The sequence below is a fragment of the Variovorax sp. TLI9-5A genome, assembly GCF_056867935.1.
This window is the reverse complement of sequence record NZ_CP200310.1, coordinates 1,416,276-1,441,878: the sequence shown is the minus strand read 5'-3', so window position 1 is coordinate 1,441,878 and position 25,603 is coordinate 1,416,276. Positions and strand designations below refer to the sequence as shown.

The following is a 25,603-nucleotide window of genomic DNA, read 5'->3' as shown; positions in this document are numbered from 1 at the left end:
AACTTGGTGCTCACTGGATGTAGTGATCCACGAGCAGCGCCAGGAACAGCACGCTCAGGTGGATCAGCGAGAAGCGGAAGGTCTTGCGCGCCAGCGCGTCGGAGTAGTTGCGCCACAGCGCGAAGGCGTAGCCGGTGAAGCCGATGCTCACCGCGACCGCCACCGCCAGGTAAAGCCAGCCGCTCATGCCGTGAATGAAGGGCATCAGGCAGGCCGCGAAAAGAATGAAGGTGTAGAGCAGCACCTGCAGCCGCGTGAACTCGTTGCCGTGCGTCACCGGCAGCATCGGAAGGCCTGCCTTGCGGTAGTCCTCCACGCGGTAGAGCGCCAGCGCCCAGAAGTGCGGCGGCGTCCACAGGAAGATGATGAGAAAGAGAATCCACGCGCCCGGATCGAGGCTGCCCGTCATCGCTGCCCAGCCCAGCACCGGCGGCATGGCGCCCGAGGCGCCGCCGATCACGATGTTCTGCGGCGTGAGCGGCTTGAGGATCACTGTGTAGATCACCGCATAGCCGACGAAGGTGGCGAAGGTCAGCCACATGGTGAGCGGATTGACCATGAACCACAGCAGCGCCGAGCCCGCCACGCACAGCAGCACCGAAAAAGCCAGGGCCTGCCGGTCGCTGAGTTCGCCGCGCGCCGTGGGGCGCCAGGCGGTGCGCTTCATCTTCGCGTCGATGCCCTTCTCGACCAGGCAGTTGAACGCCGCGGCCGCGCCGGCCACCAGCCAGATGCCGATGCAGGCCACCACCGCGCGCTTCACCTCGGCCCACGAAGGCAGTCCGGGAACGGCCAGCACCATGCCGATCAGCGCGCAGAACACGATCAGCTGCACCACGCGCGGCTTGGTCAGCGCGTAGTACTGGCGCAGCACGTTGGCGCTGGCGGTTTGCTGAACGGAAATCGGGGTGCTCACGCGGCGGCCTTCCTTTGACTGTTGTTGTTGCGACCGGCCGTATTTTCACTGGCATGGGCGATCTGCGCCGCCGGAGCGCGCCGGCTCTCGCACAGCGCCCAGGTGAGCACCACGGCGAGCGCCGCGGCGCCGCCGGTATGAAGCACAGCAGCGGCCAGCGGCCAGCCGAGCAGCACATTGCCCAGGCCGGTGGCCAGTTGCAGCAGCGCGAGGCCTGCGAGCCATCGCGCCTGCGGGCGCAGCGTATCGATGCGGCGCATGCGCCACGCCAGCACGCCGAGCGCGACGAACACCGCATAGGCCATCAGCCGATGCGCATAGTGGATGGCGGTGAGCGCGGAGAAATCGAGCGGCTGGCCCTCGCCCGTCACGCCCAGATGGCGCCAGATCTCGAAGCCCTGCACGAAATTCATCGACGGCCACCAGCTGTCCTGGCAGGTCGGGAACTGCGTGCAGGCCAGCACCGCATAGTTGGTGCTGACCCAGCCGCCCAGCGCGATCTGCAGCACGAGCAGCACCGTGGTCGCGATAAGGCCGTTGCGCAGCGCGGGCGACACGGGAGTGGGCAGCCGGTCGGCGGCGGCCTGCCGGTAGTGCACTGCCTGGATGCACAGCAACGCCAGCAGCACCACGGCGCCAAGCAGGTGCAGCGTGACGATCGCGGGGAACAGCTTCCACGTCACCGTGAGTGCGCCGAAGGCTCCCTGCAGGCAGACCCAGACCAGCGTGAAGGCCGGCCACCACGCGCTCAGCGTGGCGTGGTGCTCCGCGCCCTTCTCCGGCGGGATGCGGCTCTGGCGCCGACGCACGATCCAGGTGGCGCCAGCAAGCGTGAGGATCAGCGCGCCGACGCCGGTAGCCAGATAGCGATGGACCATCTCGACCCACGCCTTGCTGTGCGTGACCGGGCCGGTCGGCTGCGCGGACTGTGCCATCGCGATCTCGTGGCGCGCGCCGTGCGGGCTGGCGTTGCCGTAGCAGCCCGGCCAGTCGGGGCAGCCCAGGCCCGAATCGGTGAGCCGCGTGAAAGCGCCGAACAGCGTGAGGTCGAAGGTGAGGAACAGCGTGAGCACGGTGAGCGCATGCAGCCGCCGCGCCGGGCCGGCGCCCGCGTTGCGTCGCCACACCCACACCAGCGGGCCGAGCGCGATCAGCACGCCGGTCGCCATGAGCCAGGCGATGGGCGTCAGATCGTAGAGCGAGCTCGTGGTGTCCATGCTGCGGCGTGCCTGTCGTGTCTTCTCAGCGGCCCGGCTCGTCCCACGAGGCCGAGGCGCGCAGCAGGCGGTCGAGGTCGCGCTTGGCGCGGCCCGCGCCGGCGGCGTCCATGCGGGCGGGGAAGCGCATCATCCAGTTGCCCATGGGGTCGACCACATACAGGTGCTCGGCAAGCGAATGGCCCTGCGCGGGCGCGAGCCACTTCGCCAGTTGCTCGGCCGGCACGCGCAGCACTGTCGCGCCATGCAGGCCGTTGTTCAGGCGCTCGGGCACGGGAGCGGCATCGCTCACGAGCCAGACGCGGTCCATGCGGTCCTTTTCGCGGCCAAGGCTTTCGCGCAGTTGCCGCACCAGGTAGAGTTGCTGCTCGCACAGCGTGTCGCATGCGGCATCGGCCACCGACACCAGCAGCCACTGCCCCTTGAGCGTGCTCAGCTCGACGGGCGCGCCGCCGCGATCGGTGGCAACGATCTTCGGCAGTTCGCGCTGCGGATCGATCAGCTCGCCGTAGACGCTGCGCCCCTCGGGCCGGATCACGTAGTAGGTGAAGTACGAGGCGATGACCGGCGACGCGCACATCAGCATGACCGCGATCATCTTCCAGCGCCCGACGGCCGTGCGCCGGCCCTCCGCGCCGTCGAGCGCCTGGTTGGGCGACGGCATCGAATGCACCGTCAGGCCCAGCGGCTCGTCAGAAGCGGCCATCGCGTGCGCGGCGCCGTGAGCGGCGGATGGGCGTGATGAATTGGAACCAGACATAGAGGATGACGACGAGGGCCGACAGGCCGAACCACTGGAATGCGTAACCGTAGTGCCTCTCGAGGCCCAGCGCCGGGGCCGGCCAGTCGCGCTGCAGGCCCTCGGAAGCCGGCCCGCCCTGCTGCAGCGACACGTCGGTGCGCAAGGGCAGCTTGGTCTCGGCACGGAAGGCCTCCAGGTCGAGATTCTGCCGGATGGGCGAATACCCTTCGGCGACCGGTGCCGCAGCGGCCGCCGGGGCATTCGGGGCAGAAGCCGCCACGGCAGGCGAAGAGGCCGCGGTCGCGGGTGCCGGCGCTGGCGCCGTGGAGCCCAGCTCCAGCAGATGGCTCGGCGGCTGTTCGATCAGGCCCGTGACCTCGACGATGCCCGCAGGCGTCTCGACCGCGCCCAGCTTCGTGCGGTCGACGAAATTGCGCTGGATCCAGCCGCGCTGCACCATCACCGTCTGCTCGGTGCCTTCGAGCGCGAAGGGCGTCAGCACGTAGAAGCCGGGCGTGCCATGCATCTGGCGGTTGTCGAGGTACACGGTCTGCGGCGTCAGCCAGAGGCCGCGCAGGCGCACCGCGCGGTGCAGCGCGTCGGAGGCCGTGCCGAGGGCGAGGAACTCGGCCTGCGTCAGCGGCGGCTTCTGCTTCTCGGCGTCGATGCTGGCTTGCAGCGCTTCTTTCTGCGCGGCACGCGAGAGCTGCCAGCGGCCGAGGGAGATGGTGGCCGACACAGTCAGCGCGGCGGCAATGGTCATCACCCAGAAGCGGCCCCGGCGCAGGCGTGGTTCTTCGGAATACAGGGATACAGGAGTCACTGGAGGGGGCGGGGCGTGCGGCCGATAATGCGGTTCATGAAATACTTCGTCGCCCTGGTGTTCGTGGGCATCTTCGCGAGCCTCGCGTTTGCCCTGTACTTCATGCTGAAGGACGGGCGCAACGGGCGCGCCAAGAGCGGCGGCATGGCGCGCGCGCTCACCGTTCGGATCGGCCTCTCGGTGTTTTTGTTCCTCTGCATGCTGCTCGCCTGGAAGCTCGGATACATCCAGCCAACCGGGCTCCCGCTCGGCAAGTAGATGGTGCTCGTGCCAGGAGAACCAAGAAAAAGGCGCCTTACGGCGCCTTTTTCTTGTCATGCCGCGAGGTTCTTCGCTCAAAGCCAATAGACCAGCAGGTAAAGACCAAGCCAGACCACGTCCACGAAGTGCCAGTACCAGGCCGCGCCCTCGAAGCCGAAGTGGCGCTCGGGCGTGAAGTGGCCCTTGCGCAGGCGCAGCGTGATGAACAGCAGCATCAGCATGCCGATGAACACATGCAGGCCGTGGAAGCCGGTCAGCATGAAGAAGGTGGAACCATAGGTGCCCGAGCTGAGCTTGAGGTTCAGTTCGGTGTACAGGTGGTGGTACTCGTAGCCCTGCACGCCCAGGAAGATCAGGCCGAGCAGCACGGTGAGCCACATGAAGCGGATGGTCTGCGCGCGATGGCCGGCACGCAGCGCGTGGTGGGCGATGGTGAGCGTCACGCCCGAGCTCAGCAGCAGCGCGGTGTTGATCGTGGGCAGCCAGAACGGGCCGACGGTCTGGAAGGGCTCGACGATGCCGGCGGGCGATGCGGTGGCGCCGGGGGCGACGCTGGGCCACACGGCCTTGAAGTCGGGCCACAGCAGCGCGTTGTCCAGGCTGCCGAGCGAGGGCAGCGCGTGGGTGCGGGCCCACCACAGCGCGGTGAAGAACGCGCCGAAGAACATCACTTCCGAGAAGATGAACCAGCTCATGCTCCAGCGGAACGAGAGGTCGACCTTGTGGCCGTACTGGCCGCTCTCGCTCTCGCCGATGGCGGCGCGGAACCACACGAACAGCGTGCCGAGCCAGATCAGCATGCCCGCCAGCAGCGACCATGCGCCCCACTGGTGGCCGTTGATCCATTGCGCCGCCCCCAGGATCACGAAAAACAGGCCGATCGCGGCCGAGACCGGATAGGCCGAGGGGCCGGGCACGAAATAGTAGGGCGCGGTGCCGTGGGTGGTTGAACTCATATCAGCTCCTGGCTTTCTTTCTTCTCTTCTCGGTTCAATGGATTCTGCTTGTCGTGGAAGGCTTCTTTTGCGTCAGGCCCCGGCCGACGCGACCACATGGCGCACCACCAGCACGAGGGCGACCACGAAGACGACCACCGCCACGAACGCCACCGCGATGATGTGCAGCGGATTCAGCTTGCGCAGGTCTTCCTGGTAGGCGCTGTTCTTGCGCACGCCGAAGAACGACCAGCCCACCGCCTTCACCGTGTCCCACAGCGAAGCCTTCGGCCGGTTCGAGGGATCGGTCACGAGCGTGGCTCATTCGCGGTGCCGGAAACGGCGGCCACCGGGGCCGCGGGCGTCTTGCCGCCCACCTCGAAGAAGGTGTACGACAGCGTGATGGTCTTCACGTCCTTGGAAATCTTCGGGTCGATCACGAACGCGACCGGCCACTGCTTCTTCTCGCCCGGATCGAGCGTGTACTGGTTGAAGCAGAAGCACTCGAGCTTGTTGAAATACGGCGCGGCCTGCTGCGGCGCATAGCTCGGGATGGCCTGCGCGGCCATGCGGCGGTTCTGCACGTTCTGGAATTCGTACATCACCGTGTTGAGCTCGCCCGGGTGCACCTGGATGGTCCGCTCCGCGGGCTTGAAGTCCCACAGGCCGCCGCGCACGTTGGAGTCGAACTCGACCGTGATGGTGCGGCTCGTGTCGACCTGCGTGTTGTCGGGCACGCGCACGTTCTTGCCGCCGCTGGCGCCGCCCGGCACTTCGAGCTCGGAGAGCGCGAGGATGTTGATGCCGGTCATCTCGCAGATCGCGCGGTACATCGGCACCAGCGCGTAGCCGAAGGCGAACATGCCGCAGGCCACGACGGCCAGCTTGCCGACCATGCGGACGTTGGCGCGGCGGATGCGTGGACCGAGGCTCATGCGCTGTGCTCCCGTTCGATGATGACTGCTTGCGTGACCGACTGGTGCGTTCAACGTCCGCTGAACCAGACCATGCGGACGATGAAGCCGATGAAGAACACCACGGCGATGGAGGCCAGCGTAAGCCCCATGCGGCGGTTGTTCCTTTTCTGTTCGGGTGTCATCGTGTGCTGCGCGGTCCGGTCAGTCGTCCGTTCAACCGATCACCTTGGTGGCGGTCGCGTCGAGCTTGGGCGGGTTCTCGAAGGTGTGGAACGGCGCCGGCGAAGGCACTTCCCATTCGAGGCCCTCGGCGGCTTCCCACGGCTTCTGCGCGGCCTTCTCGCCCTTGCCGCGCATGGTGGGCAGCACGATGAAGAGGAAGAAGTACACCTGAGCGAAGCCGAAGAAGAACGCACCGACCGACGCCACGGCGTTGAAATCGGCGAACTGCATCGGGTAGTCGGCATAGCGTCGCGGCATGCCGGCCAGGCCCAGGAAGTGCATCGGGAAGAAGGTCACGTTGAACGAGATCAGCGACCACCAGAAGTGCACCTTGCCGCGCGTCTCGTTGTACATGACGCCGGTCCACTTGGGCACCCAGTAGTAGAAGCCCGAGAACATGGCGAACAGCGAGCCGGCCACCAGCACGTAGTGGAAGTGGGCCACCACGTAGTACGTATCCTGCAGCTGCGTGTCGATGGGCGCGACGGCCAGGATCAGGCCGGTGAAGCCGCCCATGGTGAACACGAAGATGAAGCCCACTGCGAACAGCATTGGCGTCTCGAAGGTCATCGAGCCCTGCCACATGGTCGCGATCCAGTTGAAGATCTTCACGGCCGTGGGCACCGCGATCAGCATGGTCGCGTACATGAAGAACAGCTGGCCGGTCAGCGGCATGCCGGTCGTGAACATGTGGTGCGCCCACACGATGAACGACAGGATGGCAATGGACGAGGTGGCATACACCATCGAGGCATAGCCGAAGAGCTTCTTGCGGGCGAAGGCCGGCACCACCTGGCTGATGATGCCGAAGGCCGGCAGGATCATGATGTAGACCTCGGGGTGGCCGAAGAACCAGAAAATGTGCTGGTACATCACCGGGTCGCCGCCGCCGGCGGGGTTGAAGAAGCTGGTGCCGAAGTGGCGGTCGGTCAGCGTCATCGTGATGGCGCCCGCGAGCACGGGCATCACGGCGATCAGCAGGTAGGCGGTGATGAGCCAGGTCCAGCAGAACATCGGCATCTTCATCAGCGTCATGCCGGGGGCGCGCATGTTGAGGATGGTCACGATGATGTTGATCGAGCCCATGATCGACGAGGCGCCCATGATGTGCATCGCGAAGATGCCGGCGTCCATCGAGGGGCCCATCTGCAGTGTGAGCGGCGCGTACAGCGTCCAGCCCGCGGCCGGTGCGCCGCCGGGCATGAAGAACGAGCCCACCAGCATCAGCGCCGCCGGGATCAGCAGCCAGAAGCTGAAGTTGTTCATGCGCGCGAACGCCATGTCGGAGGCGCCCACCTGCAGCGGGATCATCCAGTTCGCGAAGCCCACGAAGGCCGGCATGATCGCGCCGAACACCATGATCAGGCCGTGCATGGTGGTGAACTGGTTGAAGAGTTCGGGGTTCACCAGCTGCAGGCCGGGCTGGAACAGCTCTGCGCGGATCAGGAGCGCGAGCACGCCGCCCACCATCAGCATCGTGAAGCTGAACAGCAGGTAGAGCGTGCCGATGTCCTTGTGGTTGGTAGCGAACACCCAGCGGCGCCAGCCGGTGGGCGCATGGTGATCGTGATGATCGTCGTGTGCGTGGTCGCCGTGGCCTGCTGCGTGACCGTGGGGGTCGAGAACTGCGCTCATTTCGTTGTTCCTTGCAATTTCTTCGTCGCGGGGCGCTCGCGCATCACTTGGCGCGCAGGGCCAGCACTTCGGCCGGCTGCACCAGCTGGCCCGTCTTGTTCGACCAGCTGTTCTTGGTGTACGTGGCCACGGCCGCGAGGTCGGTATCGCTCAGTTGCTTCCAGGATGGCATTGCGCCGTTGTTCTGACCGTTGAGCAGCACCGTCAGCTGGATCTTGTGGTCGGCGTCGGTCACCTTGGCCGAGCCGTCCAGCGGCTTGATCGGGCCGGCGCCCTTGCCGTTGGCCTGGTGGCAGGCCGCGCAGTTGGCGGCATAGACCTTCTCGCCGCGCGTGAGCATGTCGGGCAGGGTCCAGACCTTGGTCGGGTCGTCGAGCTTGGCAGCGGCTTCCTTGCGCTTGGCGGCCACCCAGGTCGTGTAGTCGGCGGCCGAGACCACCTTCACGTGGATGGGCATGTAGGCGTGTTCCTTGCCGCACAGTTCCTGGCACTGGCCGTAGTAGTCGCCCACGGTCTCGGCGCGGAACCAGGTGTCGCGCACGAAGCCGGGAATGGCGTCCTGCTTGAGGCCCAGCTGCGGCACTGCGAAGGCGTGGATCACGTCGTTCGCGGTGGTGATGATGCGGACCTTCTTGTTGACCGGCACCACCAGCGGGTTGTCGACCTTGAGCAGGTAGTCGTCGGGCATCGCACCCTTGGCGCCTGCGTCGGACATGGCGCGCTGCGAGCTGTCGAGCGTCGAAATGAAGGCCAGGCCCTCGCCTTCGCCGTTCAGGTAGTCGTAGCCCCACTTCCACTGGTAGCCCGTGGTCTTGATCGTGAGGTCGGCGTTGGTGGTGTCCTTCTGGGCCACCAGCACCTTGGTGGCGGGCAGCGCCATCACGATGACGATGAGGAAGGGCACGATGGTCCAGATGACCTCGACCACCACCGATTCATGGAAGTTGGCGGCCTTGTGGCCCACCGACTTGCGGTGCTTCCAGATCGAATAGAACATCACCGCGAACACGCCAACGAAGATGACCGTGCACAGGATCATCATGATCGTGTGGAGCAGATGCTGCTCCTGAGCGATCTTGGTCACGCCGACCGGAAGATTCAACTGGCGCACCGAAGGGCCGCCGGGCAGATCGTTGACTGCGTGCGCCGCGCTGCTGAAAGCCGCGCCGGCCGCCAGCAACAGATTCGCCGGCCTGTACTTATTGCGCCAAATGCTCTTCATCGTGTTCACGTTTCTTCAATTTTTCGACAAACCCAACCGTGCAGCACTGCGCGAGCCCCCTCAGGCGCCGCGTAACGCCATTCGAATCTCGCGGGCCAAGGCCGCACGCAACTCCGGGCGTACATAGCGCCCCACCCTGACTGATCGACCCTGACCCGAGACCTCGATCAGCGAGCGATCGCCGGTCTGGGGTTCGATCCGCACCTGGTGCGGAAGAAATTCCGTGCGCTCGTAGTGCCCGCCGTTTTCGAGCTCCACGACGAGCCGTCCCTCCTGCAATGCGATCTTCTCGCCGTCTGTCGCATGCCGTGCGTAGACCATGAACGCAAATCCGACAGCGGCCAGTTCGAGCCAGGCAAAAGGCAGCACCATGGGCGCACCGTGCAGCCAGAACAGGGTGCCGATGCCGAGAGATACCACGCACAGCGAGGCGTAGAGCCAGCCCAGCTGGCTCGGCGTCACCGAGCAGTTGCGCTTCAGGAACCAGTGGATGCTCTGGCCTGAAACGGTGGCAAATCGAAACACGGAATTCGACACGGGCGAGTTCAGCAAATCGGTGCGTCGACGGTCGCCAAACCCTCTCGTACGAACAGGATCCGACACCCCTCGATCGCGGGACAATACCCGCGAGTTTCACGCAACGGCGGATTGTAGCGGGTAGATACCTGCGCCCGAGTGCCCTGTGGGACGCCTACGGGTCACTACTAGTAGGCAAGAAACGCCCTGTACGACTAGCGTTTTCGGCACGCGTTTTTCATGCGCGTTTGCCGTAGCACCGACGCCGATCGATCAGGCGCCCGGACGCCCGCGCTGGAGCATCGAGCGCATCTCGCGCAGCGACACCGCGCTCTCGGCCGCGAGCGACACGCGCGGCACCGGCTTGAATGCGTGGCCGTAGACGACCTCGAAGGTCAGCGCGATGCGCCCATCGCCTCCCTCGGCCGGCGCGAGTTCGGGCAGCGCCTTCTTCAATGACTGGAGCCAGCCCTTGCCTCGCAGCGCCGGAAAGCGCGCCGGATGCAGGTTGCGGCCCAGCGTGCGCAGCTCGGCGAGCGCCGCCTCGGGCGTGGCCCAGGTCAGCACGATGCGCTCCATGTCCATCACCGGCTCGGCGAAGCCGGCGTGCACCAGCATGTCGCCCCAGTCGTGCATGTCGGTGTACTCGTGGCCCGCTGCCGGCCAACCGAGGCGGGCATGCAGCGCGCGCAGCTCGCGCACGGTGTCGGGGCCGAGGCAGGAGAACATGAGGAAGCCGTCGGTCGCCACCAGCTTGTGCCAGTGCGAGATCAGCGCCTCGGGGTCGGCCGCCATGTGCAGCGACATGTTGGCCCAGAGCAGGTCGACGCCGTCCTCGGGCGGCGCCTCGAAGCGCGCCTTGCCGGCCTGCCAGCGCCGCGCGCTCCACCACGGCGCGGCGAGCGCCTGGCCGGTGGCTGCGGCGAGCGCGGGCTCGGGCTCGATCACGTAGGAGGCCGCGTCCTTGTAGCGGCGGGCGACGAGCTCATGAGCCTCGAGGCCGCTGCGCAGCGGGGCCCAGTCGGCCCAGTGGCGGGGCTGGGCCTTGATCCATTGCAGCCGGTCTTCCATGCGGCGGCCGATTTCCTCGTGCAGCCAGGGGGAAGTGCCGTCGGCGGGCGCGAGCCGGCGCCAGCGGGCGGCCGCCGTGGCATCGATGGTCGGCGGTCGTCTTGTGGGGTCGGTGGCCATGGGACCGTGAGTATATTGAGCCGATGTCCAGCCACCGGGCCATGTGGCCTTTCGCTCCTCTTTCCCCTTTCGCGCGCTTCGCCTCGCTGCTCGCGCGGCTGCCCAGCCAGTGCGCGGTCTGCCGTGCCTGGCCCTCGCGCCCGGTGTGCGACGCCTGCGTGGCCCGCTTTGCCCCGCCCGTCGCGCGCTGCGGCGGCTGCGCCCTGCCCGTGCCCGATGGCGTGAGCCGCTGCGGCGAGTGCGTGAAGAACCCGCCGCCACTGGATGCCTGCCTCGCCGCCTGTGCTTATGCATGGCCCTGGCCGGACGCCATCGCCGCCTTCAAGTTCCGTGGCGAAGCCGGCTGGGCAAGCCCCTTCGCCACGCTGCTGCGCAGCGCGCCCTGGGTGGAACCGGCACTGGAAGCCAGCGACATCGTGCTGCCGATGCCGCTGGCCTCGCGCCGATTGCGCGAGCGCGGCTTCAACCAGGCGCACGAGCTGGCGCGCCGCCTCGCTCCATCGAAGACCGACGCCACCCTGCTCCTTCGCACACGCGAAACGCCCGCCCAGAGCGGCCTGTCGCGCGCCGAGCGCCTGCGCAACCTGCGCGGCGCCTTCGCCGTGGAGCCGCTGCGCGCCCACAAGCTGCGCGGCCGGCGCATCTTGCTGGTGGACGACGTGATGACCAGCGGCGCATCGATCTTCACCGCCGCAGAGGTGCTGCGGCAGGCCGGCGCGGCCCACGTCACCGCCATCGTGCTCGCCCGGACCGATCCGCCGCGCTGAGCCTTCGCACCGCCCCGCCGACAATCGCCGCATGTTCAATATCGTCCTGGTCCACCCCGAAATCCCGCCGAACACCGGCAACGTGATCCGGCTCGCAGCCAACACCGGCTGCAAGCTGCACCTCGTGGAGCCGCTGGGTTTCTCGATGGACGACCGCCTGCTACGCCGCGCCGGCCTCGACTATCACGAGTACGCCGAGGTCCGGCGCCACGCCGACTGGCAGGCCCTGCTCTCAGCCGAGCAACCGGCGGCCGACCGCATGTTCGCGCTCACCACGCGCGGCTCGCGCCCGGTGCACGACATACGCTTCCAGCCCGGCGACTGGCTGGTGTTCGGCTCGGAAACCAGCGGCCTGCCGCCCGCGCTGCGCGACGGCTTTCCCGAGGCCCAGCGCCTGCGGCTGCCGATGCGCGAGGGACAGCGCAGCCTGAATCTCTCGAACGCGGTGGCGGTGACGGTGTTCGAGGCCTGGCGGCAGAACGGCTTCGGCTGAAGCATCAGCCGCCCCTACGGGCAGCAGGGGCGGACACATCCGATCGGCGGTTCGCGCCGTATGGAAGACATGCCGGCCGTCAGCCGACCGGCATTCGTTCCATCCACCACCTTGCCCCAAGGAGTCCCGCCATGAATGCCAAGCCGATTGCCCTTGCCGCCTTCGCCACGCTCGCCTTCGCCAGCGGCGCGCAAGCCTTCCAGGGAGAGCAGAACCCGCTGCCGCCCGCGCCCTTCCAGTCGACGCTGTCGCGCGCGCAGGTGCAGGCCGATGCGCGCCAGCCGCTGCAGATCGGCAACGGCGGCACCGGCGTGACGCAGGCCAGGAGCGGCAACATCGACCGTGACGCAGTGCGCGCCAGCGCCCGCAGCATCACCCGCCAGGGCGCGGCCACCTACGGCGAAGTGACCGACCGCCGGATGTAAGAGGAAAGAAAAGAGAAAGAGAAGGGCCGCCGCGCCTTCAGCGGTAGCGGCGCACCACCGACTCGGCCACGCAGGCCGGCTTGGCGGCGCCTTCGAGCTCGATGGTGGTTTCCCAGGTCATCTGGAAACCATCGTCGGCGATGGGCTCCGCCGTCAGCAGCTTCATGCGCGCCCGCAGGCGCTTGCCCACCGGCACCGGCGACATGAAGCGCACCTTGTTCAGGCCGTAGTTCACGCCCATGCGCGACTCGACCACGTCCAGCGCCGTCTCATAGAAGCGCGGCAGCAGCGACAGCGTGAGAAAGCCGTGCGCGATCGGCCCGCCGAAGGGGCCGGCCTTGGCCCGCTCGAGGTCGACGTGGATCCACTGGTGGTCGCCCGTCGCCTCGGCGAACTGGTTGACCTGCTCCTGCGTGATGGCGATCCAGTCGCTCACGGCGACCTCCTGGCCGACGCAGGCGGCGAGATCCTGAAGGGTCTGGAATGTCTTTTTGGTCATGCGGGGCATTCTGGCGTCTGGGGTCGCCGCGCGGCTGTCGGCCTTGCGACAACCGGAATCAGGGAAAACCGGGAGCAGGCAGGAACGCCGCTCAGGCGTCGAGCCATTCGCAGATCGGCTGCCACTGCTCCAGGTCGCGCTGCACGCGGCCGGGCGCGATGTCGAACAGCGTGAGCCCGCGCGCGGCGAGCTGCACGTAGTTCTGCGTGTCGCGCAACTCGCCGATCACCGGCACGCCGAGCCCCGCGATGAACTCGTGGAGCCGGTCGGCCGCCAGCGTGCGGGCGTTCACCCGCATGCCGACGAGGCCGATCCTCGTCTTCTCGGCACGGCGGCTTTCAAGCAGCCGGTCGAGGAAGTCGCGCGTCGCGTAGATGTCGAAGATGCTGGGCTGCAGCGGCACGATCACCCGGTCGGCCAGCGCCAGCACCTCCTTGAAGCGCCAGCCGTGCAGGCCGGCGGGCGTGTCGAGCACCGCGTGCGTGGTGCCGCGCGGCGGGCGCACCACGGTGCTTTCGCCGGTGGCTTCCCAGGTGGAGATCGGCCGGGCCATCGGCGGGCGCAGGCCCAGCCACAGGCGGGAGGATTGCTGGCGGTCCACGTCGCCCAGCATCACGGCGTGGCCCCGGCTTGCGAAGTAGCCCGCGACATTCGTCGCGATCGTCGATTTGCCCACGCCTCCCTTGGGATTGGCGACCAGAACCACCGGCATAAAAGCACTCCTCCAGAACGGCAACAGCCGGAATGTTAGTCGGTGATGCGTTTTTGCCCGGCCAGGGGGCCTCCGCCACGCTATTGAGATATGTTCGCGGGATGACGACAACAACACCGACGGGAACTCCCGCCGAGGGCGCCGAAAACGGCTCCGGCGGCATCTACGTGCTGGCCGCGCACCCCCACTGGCGCGACTCGCGCGTCAACCGCCGCATGCTCGCCGCCGCGCGCGGCGTGCCGGGGATCGACGTGAACGACCTCTACGGCAGCTACCCCGACTTCGCCATCGATGTCGAGGCCGAGCAGGCCCGGCTCGCCAGGGCCAGCCTGGTGGTGCTGGTGCACCCGATCCAGTGGTACTCGATGCCCGCGCTGCAGAAGCTCTGGCTCGACGACGTGCTCGCCTACGGCTGGGCCTACGGCCCCGGCGGTACCGCCCTGCAGGGCAAGGACCTCTGGCTGGTCGCCACCACCGGCAGCCCCGAGGCCAGCTACCACCCGCAGAACTACCACCGCTATTTCTTCGACGCCTTCCTGCCGCCCTACGAGCAGACCGCCGCGCTGTGCGGCATGCGCTTTTTGCCGCCGATGATCTTCTACGGCGCGCGCAGCGCCAGCGAGGCGGCGGTGAAGGCGCATGTCGACACCTTCGCCCAGCGGCTGGGCAGCTACCCCGACTGGCCCGAGATCGAGGAGATCGACGCCTGCATCGCCTGCCCCGTGCCCGAGACCGACCGGCCGACCGAGAACGACGAGGTCGGCAAGGTGGTCTCCAACGCATTCCGCGCGGCGATGGCCCATGGCCTGGCCAGCACCATCGCCTCCGCGGACAACGACGAAAAGGCGGCCTGAGCATGGAACACGCACCCGCCTGGCTGACCAACAGCCTGATCTACCTGAGCGCCGCCGTGCTGGTGGTGCCGCTGTCCAAGGCCCTGGGCCTGGGCTCCATCATCGGCTACCTCGTGGCCGGCATCGCCATCGGGCCCTGGGGGCTGGGGCTGGTCTCCAGCGTCGAGGACGTGCTGCACTTCGCCGAGTTCGGCGTGGTGCTGATGCTGTTCCTCGTGGGACTCGAGCTCGAGCCCAGGCGCCTGTGGAACCTGCGCCGCCCCATCTTCGGCTGGGGCACGGCGCAGGTGCTGAGTTGCGCCGCGGTGCTGTTCGCGGTCGGCTGCGCCGTGGGCGCCAGCTGGCGCGTGGCGCTGGTGGCCGCGCTGGGCCTGGCGCTCTCGTCCACCGCCATCGCGCTGCAGGTGTTCGGCGAACGCAACCTGCTGAAGACGCCCAGCGGCCAGGCCGGCTTCTCGATCCTGCTGTTCCAGGACGTGGCCGCCATTCCGATCCTGGCGCTGCTGCCGCTGCTGGCCGGCGCCACGGCAGCCGAGCAGTCGATCACCGGGCTGGAGCGCGCGCTGGAGGCCGCGAAGATCATCGGCGTGATCGGCGGCATCATCCTCGGCGGCCGGCTGCTGCTGCGGCCCATCCTTCGCTGGATCGCGCGCAGCGACACGCCCGAGATATTCACCGCCGCCGCCTTGCTGCTGGTGGTGGCCATCGCGGCGCTGATGCAGCTGGTGGGCCTGTCGATGGCGCTGGGCGCCTTCCTCGCCGGCGTGCTGCTGGCCGAGAGCGAATACCGGCGCGAACTCGAGACCGACATCGAGCCCTTCAAGGGCCTGCTGCTGGGCCTCTTCTTCATCGCGGTGGGCATGTCGATCAACTTCGGCGTGCTGATCGCGAGCCCGTGGGTCATGGCGATGCTGGTGGTCGGCTTCATGGTCATCAAGCTGGTCGTGATCTACGCGCTCGCCAAGGCCATGGGCATCGCCTACCAGGAGCGGCCGGTGTTCACGCTGCTGCTGGCGCAGGGCGGCGAATTCGCTTTCGTGGTGTTCCAGGCGGCGGGACCCGACGTGCTGCCGCCCGAAGTCACGTCGCTGCTGATCGGCGCGGTGGCGCTGTCGATGCTGCTGTCGCCGCTGCTGCTGGTGCTGCTCGACCGGTTCGTGCTGCCGCGCTACAGCCGCAACACGGGCACCAAGCTCGAAGAGATCTCGGAGCAGCAGGACGCCAAGGTGCTGATCTGCGGCTTCGGCCGCTACGGCCAGATCGTCGGTCGCATGCTGATGTCGCAGGGCTTGCGCGTGACGGTGCTCGACCACGACGCCGACACCGTCGAAGGCCTGCGGCAGTTCGGCTTCCGCGTGTTCTACGGCGACGCGACGCGGCTCGACCTGCTGCGCACAGCGGGCGCGGGCACGGCCAAGGTGATCGTGGTGGCGGTGGACGACATCGAGCAGTCGCTCGAAATCGTCGACCTGGTGAAGGAGAACTTCCCGCAGGCCCACATCATCGCCAGGGCACGCAACGTGACGCACCTGTTCCAGCTGCGCGACCGCGGCGTGACGGAGGTGGAGCGCGAGGTGTTCGAGTCCTCGCTGCGCAGCGCGCGCTCGACGCTGGAAGCGCTGGGCTGGCCGGCGCACGAGGCGCGCGAATCGGCGATGCGCTTCCGCCGCCGGAACATCGAACTCAGCAACGAGATCTACCCGCACTACAAGGACCGCGCCAAGCTGATCGCCGCCAACAAGGCCGGTCGCCAGCAGTTCGAGGAGCAGATGGCGCGCGAGCGCGAGGAGCGCCAGCGGCGCCTGGGGCGCGACTGGGGCAAGCTCGACGACGAGGAAGAGCAGCAAGCCGCGGCAAGGGAAGAAAAGGCGGACGCCTAGAAGAAGCGCCCGCTCCGGTCAGCCCTCCAGCTTCAACAGCCTGACCGCGTTCCCCTTGAGGATGCCGGGCATCACCTCGGGCTTGAAGCCCGCGTTCTCGAAGTCGCGCATCCAGCGGTCGGGCGTGATCAGCGGGTAATCGCTGCCGAACAGAATGCGGTCCTTCAGCAGCGTGTTGGCGTACTGCACCAGCTGCTTCGGGAAGTACTTGGGGCTCCAGCCCGACAGGTCGATCCAGACGTTGGGCTTGTGAGTGGCCACGCTCAGCGCCTCGTCCTGCCAGGGGAAGCTGGGGTGCGCCATGACGATCTGCATGTCGGGGAAGTCGATGGCCACGTCGTCCAGGTGCATCGGGTTGCTGTACTCCAGCCGCAGCCCGCCGCCGCAGCGCATGCCCGAGCCGATGCCGCTGTGGCCGGTGTGGAAGATGGCCGGCAGGCCGTACTCGGCGATGACCTCGTAGATGGGCCAGGCCATGCGGTCGTAGGGGTGGTAGCCCTGCACCGTGGGATGGAACTTGAAGCCCTTCACGCCGTGCTCCTCGATGAGCCTGCGCGCCTCGCGCGCGCCCATCTTTCCCTTGTGCGGATCGACGCTGCCGAAGGCGATCATGATGTCGCTGTTGTTCTTCGCGGCCTCCGCGATCTCCTCGTTCGGGATGCGCCTGCGGCCCATGTTCGACTCCGCGTCGACCATGAACATCACCAGCCCGATCTTTCTTTCACGGTAGTACGCCACGCTCTCCGCGATGGTGGGCCGGCCGCTGGAGCCGAAGTACTTGTCGGCCGCGCGGTCGTATTCCTCGCCGTAGTTGTCGAACGGGTTCCAGCAGCTCACTTCTGCGTGGGTGTGGATGTCGATCGCGATCAGGTTCTGGTGGTCCATGTCTTGTCTCCGGTACGGGTAAGTCCCTAGGCTCTGGGGGCTCCAAATTCCTTGAATTGATTATTTCCCATAATCATAATTCGACGCAACCCCGGACTCATCATGACCAATCCAGACCTCCAACTCGACATCCGCGACGAAGTCGCCATCATCCGCCTCACGCGCGGCTCCAAGCGCAACGCGCTTTCCGACGGACTGATCCTCGCGCTGCGCGACACCTTCGAGCAGCTGCCGTCCAGCGTGCGCGCGGCGGTGATCGACGGCGAGGGCCCGCATTTCTGCGCCGGGCTCGACCTGAGCGAACTGAAGGAGCGCGACGCCGGCCAGGGCATGCAGCACTCGCGCATGTGGCACGCCGCGCTCGACCTGATCCAGCACGGCCCGGTGCCGGTGATCGCCGCGCTGCACGGCGCGGTGGTCGGCGGCGGGCTCGAACTGGCCAGCGCCTGCCACATCCGCGTGGCCGACCGCACCACCTTCTACGCGCTGCCCGAAGGCTCGCGCGGCATCTTCGTGGGCGGCGGCGGCTCGGTGCGCATCCCCAAGCTGATCGGCGTGGCCCGCATGACCGACATGATGATGACCGGCCGCGTCTACAACGCCGAGGACGGCGAGCGCGCCAACTTCGCGCAGTACCTCGTCGACGAGGGCCAGGCCTTCGACAAGGCCTTCGAGCTCGCCAAGCGCGTGGCCACCAACGCCCCGCTCACCAACTACGCGCTGATGCACGCCCTGCCGCGCATCGCCGAGCAGTCGGCCGACCACGGCTTCTTCACCGAGGCGCTGATCTCCGGCATCACGCAGGCCGCGCCCGAGGCCAAGCAGCGCGTGCGCGACTTCCTCGAAGGGCGCGGCGCGAAAGTGAGCAAGGGATGAGCGCCCCTGCCGTCCGATACCGCCCGCTGGTCTTCGGCGTCACCCGCGCCGTGCTGCGCGACGGCGCGCCGGGCACGCAGTACCTGAGCGCCGAGACGCAGCTCGCGCCCTACCGCGAGCGCATGACCGACCGCCTCGCCCACTGGGCCGAGGCCACGCCCGAACGCACCTTCATCGCCCGCCGCGAGAAGCTCGCCGACGGCAGCACCGGCGACTGGCTGCGCGTGAGCTATGCGCAGGCGCTGGAAGAAGCACGCGGCATCGGACAGGCGCTGCTGGAGCGCGGCCTGAGCGCCGAGCGCCCGGTCGCGATCCTCAGCGAGAACGGCATAGAGCACGCGCTGATGGCGCTGGGCTGCCTCTACGCCGGCGTGCCCTACTGCCCCGTATCGCCGCCCTACTCGCTGGTGAGCCAGGACTTCGAGAAGCTGCGCCACGTCTTCGACACGCTCACGCCGGGCCTCGTGTTCGCGAGCGACGCGGCGCGCTTCGCCAAGGCCATCGCCGCCGTCGCGCCCGCCGGCACCGAGGTCGTGCTGGCCGACGGCCGGCTCGACGACCGTCCCGTCACGCCGTTCAGCGCGCTCGCGGCCACGCCGACCACGCCCGCCATCGACGCGGCGATGCGCGCCACCGGCCCCGACACCATCACCAAGTTTCTCTTCACCTCGGGCTCCACCAAGATGCCCAAGGCCGTCATCAACACGCACCGCATGTGGTGCGCCAACCAGCAACAGCTGCGCCAGTCGATTCCCGCCCTGGGCGACGAGCCGCCGGTGCTGGTCGACTGGCTACCCTGGAACCACACCTTCGGCGGCAACCACAACGTGGGCATCGTGCTGGACAACGGCGGCACGCTCTACGTAGACGACGGCAAGCCCACGCCCGCCGGCATGGCCGAGACGCTGCGCAACCTGCGCGAGATCGCGCCCACCATCTACTTCAACGTGCCCACCGGCTTCGAGGCCATCGCGCAGGCGATGGAAACCGATCCGGTGCTGCGTAGCAACCTGCTGTCGCGCGTGAAGATGTTCTTCTATTCGGGCGCGGCGCTGTCGCAGCCGGTGTGGGACAGCCTGCACCGCACGCAGGAGGCCGAGGTGGGCGAGCGCATCGTCATGGGCACCGGCCTGGGCATGACCGAATCGGGGCCCTTCGCTCTGTACGTGACCGGCCCCGACGTGAAGTCGGGCGACGTGGGCCTGCCCGCGCCCGGCATCGAGCTCAAGCTGATCGAGGTCGACGGCAAGACCGAGGTGCGCTACCGCGGCCCCAACATCACGCCCGGCTACTGGCGCGCGCCCGAGGCCACGGCGGAGGCCTTCGACGAGGAAGGCTTCTTCTCCACCGGCGACGCCGTGAAGTGGATCGACGAGGGCGACATCCACCGAGGCCTGCGCTTCGACGGCCGCATCGCCGAAGACTTCAAGCTCGCCACCGGCACCTTCGTGAGCGTGGGCCCGATGCGCGCGAAGATCATCGCGGCCGGCGCGCCCTACGTGCAGGACGCGGTGCTGACCGGCATCAACCTGAAGGAAGTGGGCGCGCTCATCTTCCCGACGCAGAAGGTGCGCGAGCTCGCCGGCCTGCCCGCCGACGCGACCATGCAGCAGGTGCTCGAAAGCGCCCCCGTGCAGGCGCACTTCCAGCAGGTCGCCGACACGCTGGCCGCCGGCGCCACCGGCAGTGCCAACCGCATCGCACGGCTGCACCTGATGGCCGAGCCGCCTTCCATCGACAAGGGCGAGGTCACCGACAAGGGCTCCATCAACCAGCGCTCCGTGCTCAAGCACCGCGCCGCGCTGGCCGATGCGATGCACGACGGCACGCTGCCTTTCACCGTCAAGCCCCGCTAACCCATCCAGGAGACACAAGAATGAAGATCGAAGGACAAGCCGCCCTCGTCACCGGCGGCGCATCGGGCCTCGGCGAAGCCACCGCGCGCGAACTCGCCCGCCTGGGCGCCAAGGTCGCCGTGCTCGACCGCAATGCCGCATTGGCCGAGAAGGTCGCGGCCGAGATCGGCGGCGTCGCCTGCGCCTGCGACATCACCGACACCGACAGCGTGAACGCCGCGCTCGACAAGGCCGAGGCCGCGCACGGCACCGCGCGCATCCTGATGAACGTGGCCGGCATCGGCAGCGCCAAGCGCATCGTCGGCAAGGACGGCAACCCCGCGCCGCTCGAAGACTTCGTGCGCGTGGTCAACATCAACCTGATCGGCGGCTACAACATGGCGCGCCTGTTCGCCGCGCGCTGCGCCAAGCTCGCGGCACTCGACAACGGAGAAAAGGGCGTGATGCTCTTCACCGCCTCGGTCGCCGCCTTCGACGGCCAGGTGGGCCAGCAGGCCTACAGCGCCTCCAAGGGCGGCCTGGTCGGCATGACGCTGCCGATGGCGCGCGACCTCGCGCAGCACGCCATCCGCGTGTGCACCGTGGCGCCAGGCCTGTTCGCCACGCCGCTGCTGCTGGAACTGCCCGAGCCGGTGCAGCACTCGCTGGCCGCGTCCATTCCATTCCCGCCGCGCCTGGGCAAGCCCTCGGAGTTCGCCGAGCTGGCCTGCCACATCGTCACCAACGGCCACCTCAACGGCGAGGTGATCCGCCTCGACGGCGCGCTGCGCATGGCGCCACGCTGAGCCTTGCCCTTTTTCGCGTTCGTTCAGCCCGCTTCACAACGTATCCAGGAGACATCGATGACCTTCAAGAAGACCACCCTCGCCGCCGTGCTGGCGCTCATGGCCATGGGCGTCGCCCATGCCGACATCACCGTGGGCGTGGTGCAGCCGCTCACCGGCCCGGCCTCGGGCCTGGGCATTCCGGTGAAGAACGGCATTGCCATCTGGCCCAAGACCATCGCGGGCGAAACGCTCAAGGTGGTGGTGCTCGACGACGCCACCGACCCGACCACCGGCGTGAAGGACGCGCAGCGCCTGGTCACCGAGGACAAGGCCGACATCATCGTCGGCTCCAGCGCCACGCCGGTCGCCATTCCCATGGCCGACGTCACGGCCGAATCGGGCACGCCGCAGCTGTCGACCGCGCCGGCCGGCCTGCCGCCGGGCAAGGACAAGTGGTTCTTCCGCCTGCCTCAGTCGAACGACGTGATGGCCTACGCGGTGGTCGCGCACATGAAGAAGCAGAACGTGAAGACGGTCGGCTTCCTCGGCTACACCGACGCCTACGGCGAGCTGTGGCTGAAGGCGCTGACGGCCGAGGCCGCCAAGAACGGCATCAAGATCGTCGCCACCGAGCGCTTCGCGCGCGCCGACACCAGCGTGACCGGCCAGGTGCTCAAGCTCACCTCGGCCAACCCGGACGCGATCCTGATCGTGGCCTCGGGCAGCGGCGCCGGCATGCCGCAGAAGGCGGTGATGGAGCGCGGCTTCAAGGGCAAGGTCTACCAGACGCACGCCGCCGCCACGCAGGACCTGATGCGCACCGCCGGCAAGGACGCCGAAGGCACCTTCGTGGTGTCGGGCCCCGCCACGGTGGCCGAGCAGCTGCCCGACAGCCATCCGTCGAAGGCGGCAGCCGTGGCCTTCGTGCAGGGCTACGAGAAGGCCTATGGCCCCGGCTCGCGCAACCAGTTCGCCGGCCACGCGGCCGACGCGCTCACGGTGCTCGAGAAGGCCGTGCCCGTTGCGCTCAAGAAGGCCAAGCCCGGCACGCCGGAGTTCCGCGCCGCGCTGCGCGACGCGCTCGAGGGCATGGGCCGCACGGTGCTCGCGCACGGCGTGCTGAACTGGACGGCACAGGACCACTGGGGCTACACGACCGAGACCGGCGTGATGCTCAAGGTGGTGAACGGCGCGTTCAAGGTCGAGCAGTAATCCCCTTCTTCAGCCGCGACCTCACGCCATGGACCTTTCAATCGCCAGCATCCTGACGCTGGACGGACTCACCAATGGCGCGATCTATGCCCTGCTGGGCATGGGCATCGTGCTCGTCTTCACGGTGACCCGCGTCATCTTCATTCCGCAGGGCGAATTCGTGGCGTACGGCGCGCTGACGCTGGCGATCTTCCAGACCGGCAAGACGCCGGGCACGGTGTGGCTGCTGCTCATCCTGGCCGGCGTCGCGGCGCTGATGGACCTGGTCGTCACCTGGCGCCACAACGGCAGCGCGTCGGCCGGACTGAAGGCAGCGCTGCGCACCCTCGCGGCGCCGGCCGTCATCTGCGCGATCTCGGCCTGGGCCGGCCCGCGCAACCTACCCATCGGCGTGCAGGCGCTGCTCACGGTGTTCATCGTCACGGCCTTCGGGCCGCTGGTGTATCGCGTGGCCTACCAGTCGCTGGCGGGCGCGAGCTCGCTGGTGCTGCTGATCGTCTCGGTGGGCGTGCACTTCGCGATGACCGGGCTGGGCCTGCTCTTCTTCGGCGCGGAGGGTTTCCGCAACCCGCCGTTCTGGGACGAGCGCATGGCGCTCGGGCCGCTCAACGTGAGCGGGCAGGCGCTCATCATCTTCGGCGTGTCGGCCGCGCTGATCGTGCTGCTGTACCTGTTCTTCGAGCGCAGCCTGTACGGCAAGGCGCTGCGCGCGACCGCCGTGAACCGGCTGGGCGCGCGGCTCATGGGCATCTCCACCCAGGCGGCCGGGCAGCTGACCTTCGCGATGGCGGCGCTTATCGGCGCGCTCTCGGGCCTGTTGATCGGGCCGACCACCACGGTGTTCTACGACTCCGGCTTCCTCATCGGCCTGAAGGGCTTCGTGGCCGGCGTGATCGCGGGCCTTGCCAGCTACCCCGGCGCGCTCGTCGGCGCGCTAACGGTGGGCGTGATCGAGGCCTTCGGCTCCTTCTGGGCCAGTTCGTTCAAGGAAGTGATCGTGTTCACCATCATCCTGCCGGTGCTGCTGTGGCGCTCGCTGAAAAGCGGCCATTCGGACGAGGAGCATTGAAATGAGACTCCCCCAGGCTGCGCGCACTTCGTGTCGCTTCGCCAACCCCCTCGCCGGGGGCAACACCAGCGGCCCGGCAAAGCCGGTTCCGCGGTGTTCCCCTCACCGGCCGTGCCGCGTTGGTGAACCGTCTGCGATGAGCACCGCGAGGGGCATCTGACATGGAAGCACTTTTGAATCCCTCGACGGCCCAAGCGCCCGACAAGAGCGCCCTGCGCACCTGGGGCCCGCTCGCGCTGGTCCTGGTGCTCGTCGCGCTGCCTCTGCTGCCGCTGCCCGACTTCTGGATCATCCAGCTCAACTACGTCGGCATCTACACGCTGCCGGTGCTGGGCCTGGTGCTGCTCACCGGCGTGGGCGGCCTCACCTCCTTCGGGCAGGCGGCCTTCGTGGGCATCGGCGCGTACACCACGGCCTACCTCACGGTGAACACCGGCCTGTCGCCGTGGGTCACGCTCTTCATCGGCATGGCTCTCACGGGCATCAGCGCGGCGATCATCGGCGCGATCACGCTGCGCATGTCGGGCCACTACCTGCCGCTGGCCACCATCGCGTGGGCGCTGTCGCTTTACTACCTGATGGGCAACCTGGAGGCGCTGGGCAAGTACGACGGCATCCTCGGCGTGAAGGGCCTCACGGTGTTCGGCTTCGAGGTCGGCCAGCAGCGCATGTTCTATGCGGTGGTGTGGGTCTTCGCGCTGCTCGCGGCGTTTGCCGTGATCCGCCTGCTCGACTCGCGCAGCGGCCGCGCCATCCGCGCGCTGGCCGGCGGCTCGCAGATGGCCGAGGCCATGGGCGTGAACACGCTGCGCTTCAAGATCGGCATCTTCGTGCTCGCGGCGCTTTTCGCATCGGTCTCCGGCTGGCTCTTCGCGCACTTCCAGCGCACGGTGAACCCCTCGCCCTTCGGGCTGAAGATGGGCATCGAGTACCTGTTCATGGCGGTGCTCGGCGGCGCGGCCCACGTGTGGGGCGCCATTGCCGGCGCGGGCGTTGTCAAGCAGCTCGAAGACCAGCTGCAGGTGCTGCTGCCCAAGCTGATCGGCACGGCCGGCAGCTACGAGCTGATCGTGTTCGGCATCATGATCGTGCTGGTGCTCAAGTACCTGCCCGACGGGCTCTGGGCCTTCGTCGACCGCCGCCTGCCGCGTCCGCGCCGCAGCGTCGACTGGCAAGGCGCCAAGGATCTCCCCGCGCGCGCCAAGCCTGCCGCCGGCGAGGTGGTGCTCGACGTGCGCGCCATCCGCAAGACCTTCGGCGGACTGGTGGCGGTGAACGACATCAGCTTCCAGACGCGCGCCGGCCAGATCGTCGGCCTGATCGGGCCGAACGGCGCGGGCAAGTCGACCACCTTCAACCTGATCACCGGCGTGCTCGGGCTCTCGGGCGGCGCGGTGAGCTTCCGCGGCGAGGCCATCGGCGGACTGGGCGCGCGGCAGATCGCGCAGCGCGGCGTGTCGCGCACCTTCCAGCACGTGAAGATGGTGGCCGACATGACGGTGCTTGAGAACGTCGCGCTGGGCGCGCACCTGCGCGGACGCAAGGGCGCCGTCGCCGCCATGCTGCGCATCGACCGCGCCGAGGAGCGCGCGCTGTTCCGCGAGGCCGAGCGCCAGCTGCAGCGCGTGGGGATGGGCGACTACCTGCACGAGCTCGCGGGCAACCTCGCGATGGGCCAGCAGCGCCTGCTCGAAATTGCGCGCGCCCTGTGCGCCGACCCCGCCCTGCTGCTGCTCGACGAGCCCGCGGCCGGCCTGCGCCACAAGGAGAAGGAAGCGCTCGGCAAGGTGCTGCGCCAGCTGCGCGGCGAGGGCATGAGCATCCTGCTGGTCGAGCACGACATGGGACTGGTGATGGACATCTGCGACCACATCGTGGTGATGGAATTCGGCACGCACCTGATGGAGGGCACGCCCGCCGAGGTGCAGGCGAGCGACAAGGTCCGTGCCGCCTACCTTGGAACGGAGCACTGACATGACATCTCCATTGCTCCGCATCCGCGACCTGCACGCCGGCTACGGCCGCGCCGAAGTGCTGCACGGCATCGACCTGCAGGCCGGCCAGGGCAGCGTGGTCACGGTGATCGGGCCGAACGGCGCCGGCAAGTCCACGCTGCTCAACGCGCTGATGGGCGTGCTGCCCTCCAAGGGCGTCGTCGAGTTCAAGGGTCAGCCGATTGCCGGCCTGTCGCTGGAAGAGCGCGTGATGCTCGGCATCGCGCTGGTGCCCGAGAAGCGCGAGCTGTTCGGCACCATGCCGGTCGAAGACAACCTCGTGCTCGGCGCCTTCCGCCAGGTGCGGCTGCGCAACCGCCAATGGCGCGACCGCATCGACGAGGTCTACACGCTGTTCCCGCGCCTGAAGGAGCGCCGCGCCCAGCTGGCCGGCACGCTTTCGGGCGGCGAGCGGCAGATGCTGGCGGTGGGCCGCGCGCTGATGTCGCGCCCCACGCTGCTGATGCTCGACGAGCCCAGCCTCGGGCTGGCGCCGCTGGTGGTGCAGGAGATCTTCCGCACCGTGGAGGCGCTGCGCGCCACCGGCGTGACCATCCTGCTGGTGGAACAGAACGCGCGCGCCGCGCTCGAGGTGGCGGACCACGGCTACGTGCTCGAGATGGGCAGCGTGAGCCTCGAGGGCGAAGCGAAGAAGCTGGCCGTCGACCCGCGCGTGATCGACACCTACCTCGGCGCCGCGAGAAAAGCCGCCTGAGC

The 25,603-nt window shown here is 68.1% G+C and carries 28 protein-coding genes; 13 read left to right on the top strand and 15 right to left on the bottom strand.

All coding sequences use genetic code 11. The annotated features are described in order from the left end of the window. Window positions 1–10 precede the first annotated feature (10 nt). From cyoE to AC1VNX_RS06990, 4 genes are read right to left on the bottom strand one after another with little or no spacing between them, the layout of a single operon-like run. Window positions 11–916 (bottom strand): heme o synthase, encoded by a 906-nt coding sequence (gene cyoE, locus AC1VNX_RS07005; protein WP_483156054.1) that lies wholly within the window; start codon window positions 914–916, stop codon window positions 11–13. Continuing rightward, entirely contained in the window at window positions 913–2,133 is a 1,221-nt protein-coding gene (locus AC1VNX_RS07000; RefSeq protein WP_483156053.1) for a COX15/CtaA family protein, read from the bottom strand. Before AC1VNX_RS07000 ends, cyoE begins: the two co-directional genes overlap by 4 nt. A 25-nt stretch (window positions 2,134–2,158) precedes the next feature. Further along, window positions 2,159–2,839, bottom strand: a complete 681-nt coding sequence (locus AC1VNX_RS06995; protein WP_483156052.1) for an SCO family protein — start codon at window positions 2,837–2,839, stop codon at window positions 2,159–2,161. Beyond that, window positions 2,826–3,698 carry an SURF1 family protein gene (locus AC1VNX_RS06990; protein ID WP_483156051.1) on the bottom strand — a complete coding sequence of 291 codons (873 nt, stop codon included), beginning with the start codon at window positions 3,696–3,698 and terminating at the stop codon, window positions 2,826–2,828. The genes AC1VNX_RS06995 and AC1VNX_RS06990 overlap by 14 nt, the downstream gene beginning before the upstream one ends. 27 nt (window positions 3,699–3,725) lie before the next feature. Between AC1VNX_RS06990 and AC1VNX_RS06985 the strand changes: the two genes are divergently transcribed. Then, window positions 3,726–3,956, top strand: coding sequence for a twin transmembrane helix small protein (locus AC1VNX_RS06985; RefSeq protein ID WP_483156050.1), 231 nt, complete (start codon window positions 3,726–3,728; stop codon window positions 3,954–3,956). A gap of 77 nt (window positions 3,957–4,033) precedes the next feature. Here the strand turns inward: AC1VNX_RS06985 and AC1VNX_RS06980 are convergent, their stop codons facing one another. The 8 genes from AC1VNX_RS06980 to AC1VNX_RS06945 form a co-directional block, all read right to left on the bottom strand. After that, window positions 4,034–4,915 carry a cytochrome c oxidase subunit 3 gene (locus tag AC1VNX_RS06980; RefSeq protein ID WP_483156049.1) on the bottom strand — a complete coding sequence of 294 codons (882 nt, stop codon included), beginning with the start codon at window positions 4,913–4,915 and terminating at the stop codon, window positions 4,034–4,036. A gap of 72 nt (window positions 4,916–4,987) precedes the next feature. Continuing rightward, window positions 4,988–5,206: a DUF2970 domain-containing protein gene (locus AC1VNX_RS06975; RefSeq protein WP_126025558.1), complete on the bottom strand. Its 219-nt coding sequence runs from the start codon at window positions 5,204–5,206 to the stop codon at window positions 4,988–4,990. Beyond that, window positions 5,203–5,829 (bottom strand): cytochrome c oxidase assembly protein, encoded by a 627-nt coding sequence (locus AC1VNX_RS06970; protein ID WP_432727632.1) that lies wholly within the window; start codon window positions 5,827–5,829, stop codon window positions 5,203–5,205. Before AC1VNX_RS06970 ends, AC1VNX_RS06975 begins: the two co-directional genes overlap by 4 nt. A gap of 50 nt (window positions 5,830–5,879) precedes the next feature. Further along, complete coding sequence (locus AC1VNX_RS06965) at window positions 5,880–5,993, bottom strand: cytochrome oxidase small assembly protein (RefSeq protein ID WP_019656111.1); 114 nt, start codon at window positions 5,991–5,993, stop codon at window positions 5,880–5,882. A gap of 31 nt (window positions 5,994–6,024) precedes the next feature. Continuing rightward, window positions 6,025–7,668 (bottom strand): cytochrome c oxidase subunit I, encoded by a 1,644-nt coding sequence (gene ctaD, locus AC1VNX_RS06960; RefSeq protein ID WP_483156048.1) that lies wholly within the window; start codon window positions 7,666–7,668, stop codon window positions 6,025–6,027. Between the two features lie 43 nt (window positions 7,669–7,711). Further along, window positions 7,712–8,890 carry a cytochrome c oxidase subunit II gene (gene coxB / locus AC1VNX_RS06955; protein WP_483156047.1) on the bottom strand — a complete coding sequence of 393 codons (1,179 nt, stop codon included), beginning with the start codon at window positions 8,888–8,890 and terminating at the stop codon, window positions 7,712–7,714. A gap of 60 nt (window positions 8,891–8,950) precedes the next feature. Continuing rightward, the gene (locus AC1VNX_RS06950) at window positions 8,951–9,427 is read right to left on the bottom strand and encodes a DUF2244 domain-containing protein (protein WP_126025562.1); all 477 of its coding nucleotides are present in this window, start codon (window positions 9,425–9,427) and stop codon (window positions 8,951–8,953) included. 252 nt (window positions 9,428–9,679) lie between these two features. After that, window positions 9,680–10,597 (bottom strand): class I SAM-dependent methyltransferase, encoded by a 918-nt coding sequence (locus AC1VNX_RS06945; RefSeq protein WP_483156046.1) that lies wholly within the window; start codon window positions 10,595–10,597, stop codon window positions 9,680–9,682. Between the two features lie 23 nt (window positions 10,598–10,620). On the opposite strand from AC1VNX_RS06945, the gene AC1VNX_RS06940 reads away from it, so the two are divergent. The 3 genes from AC1VNX_RS06940 (at window position 10,621) to AC1VNX_RS06930 (ending at window position 12,282) form a co-directional block, all read left to right on the top strand. Then, window positions 10,621–11,364: a phosphoribosyltransferase family protein gene (locus AC1VNX_RS06940; protein ID WP_483156045.1), complete on the top strand. Its 744-nt coding sequence runs from the start codon at window positions 10,621–10,623 to the stop codon at window positions 11,362–11,364. A gap of 31 nt (window positions 11,365–11,395) precedes the next feature. Further along, window positions 11,396–11,857 carry a tRNA (uridine(34)/cytosine(34)/5-carboxymethylaminomethyluridine(34)-2'-O)-methyltransferase TrmL gene (trmL, locus tag AC1VNX_RS06935; RefSeq protein ID WP_483156044.1) on the top strand — a complete coding sequence of 154 codons (462 nt, stop codon included), beginning with the start codon at window positions 11,396–11,398 and terminating at the stop codon, window positions 11,855–11,857. Between the two features lie 131 nt (window positions 11,858–11,988). After that, window positions 11,989–12,282 (top strand): DUF4148 domain-containing protein, encoded by a 294-nt coding sequence (locus tag AC1VNX_RS06930; protein ID WP_483156043.1) that lies wholly within the window; start codon window positions 11,989–11,991, stop codon window positions 12,280–12,282. 37 nt (window positions 12,283–12,319) lie between these two features. Here the strand turns inward: AC1VNX_RS06930 and AC1VNX_RS06925 are convergent, their stop codons facing one another. After that, window positions 12,320–12,790 (bottom strand): MaoC family dehydratase, encoded by a 471-nt coding sequence (locus AC1VNX_RS06925; RefSeq protein ID WP_483156042.1) that lies wholly within the window; start codon window positions 12,788–12,790, stop codon window positions 12,320–12,322. A gap of 82 nt (window positions 12,791–12,872) precedes the next feature. Continuing rightward, window positions 12,873–13,493: a ParA family protein gene (locus AC1VNX_RS06920; RefSeq protein ID WP_483156041.1), complete on the bottom strand. Its 621-nt coding sequence runs from the start codon at window positions 13,491–13,493 to the stop codon at window positions 12,873–12,875. 101 nt (window positions 13,494–13,594) lie between these two features. Between AC1VNX_RS06920 and kefF the strand changes: the two genes are divergently transcribed. Next, window positions 13,595–14,347, top strand: a complete 753-nt coding sequence (gene kefF, locus AC1VNX_RS06915; RefSeq protein WP_483156040.1) for a glutathione-regulated potassium-efflux system oxidoreductase KefF — start codon at window positions 13,595–13,597, stop codon at window positions 14,345–14,347. Between the two features lie 2 nt (window positions 14,348–14,349). Continuing rightward, entirely contained in the window at window positions 14,350–16,227 is a 1,878-nt protein-coding gene (gene kefC, locus AC1VNX_RS06910; RefSeq protein ID WP_483156039.1) for a glutathione-regulated potassium-efflux system protein KefC, read from the top strand. A gap of 18 nt (window positions 16,228–16,245) precedes the next feature. Here the strand turns inward: kefC and AC1VNX_RS06905 are convergent, their stop codons facing one another. Next, on the bottom strand, window positions 16,246–17,112 hold the full coding sequence (locus AC1VNX_RS06905) for an amidohydrolase family protein (protein WP_483156038.1): 867 nt from the start codon (window positions 17,110–17,112) through the stop codon (window positions 16,246–16,248). Window positions 17,113–17,214: 102 nt separating this feature from the next. Here AC1VNX_RS06905 and AC1VNX_RS06900 point away from each other — a divergent pair, with 102 nt between their 5' ends. From AC1VNX_RS06900 to AC1VNX_RS06870, 7 genes are all read left to right on the top strand, one after another. After that, a complete protein-coding gene (locus AC1VNX_RS06900; RefSeq protein WP_483156037.1) occupies window positions 17,215–17,988 on the top strand; it encodes a crotonase/enoyl-CoA hydratase family protein in 774 nt (257 codons plus the stop codon). After that, complete coding sequence (locus AC1VNX_RS06895) at window positions 17,985–19,844, top strand: feruloyl-CoA synthase (RefSeq protein WP_483156036.1); 1,860 nt, start codon at window positions 17,985–17,987, stop codon at window positions 19,842–19,844. The genes AC1VNX_RS06900 and AC1VNX_RS06895 overlap by 4 nt, the downstream gene beginning before the upstream one ends. 20 nt (window positions 19,845–19,864) lie before the next feature. Further along, window positions 19,865–20,629, top strand: a complete 765-nt coding sequence (locus AC1VNX_RS06890; RefSeq protein ID WP_483156035.1) for an SDR family NAD(P)-dependent oxidoreductase — start codon at window positions 19,865–19,867, stop codon at window positions 20,627–20,629. 57 nt (window positions 20,630–20,686) lie between these two features. Then, complete coding sequence (locus AC1VNX_RS06885) at window positions 20,687–21,823, top strand: ABC transporter substrate-binding protein (RefSeq protein WP_483156034.1); 1,137 nt, start codon at window positions 20,687–20,689, stop codon at window positions 21,821–21,823. Between the two features lie 28 nt (window positions 21,824–21,851). After that, on the top strand, window positions 21,852–22,892 hold the full coding sequence (locus tag AC1VNX_RS06880; RefSeq protein WP_483156033.1) for a branched-chain amino acid ABC transporter permease: 1,041 nt from the start codon (window positions 21,852–21,854) through the stop codon (window positions 22,890–22,892). 161 nt (window positions 22,893–23,053) lie between these two features. Beyond that, complete coding sequence (locus AC1VNX_RS06875; RefSeq protein WP_483156032.1) at window positions 23,054–24,865, top strand: branched-chain amino acid ABC transporter ATP-binding protein/permease; 1,812 nt, start codon at window positions 23,054–23,056, stop codon at window positions 24,863–24,865. Window position 24,866: 1 nt separating this feature from the next. Then, complete coding sequence (locus tag AC1VNX_RS06870; RefSeq protein WP_483156031.1) at window positions 24,867–25,601, top strand: ABC transporter ATP-binding protein; 735 nt, start codon at window positions 24,867–24,869, stop codon at window positions 25,599–25,601. Window positions 25,602–25,603: the final 2 nt, after the last annotated feature.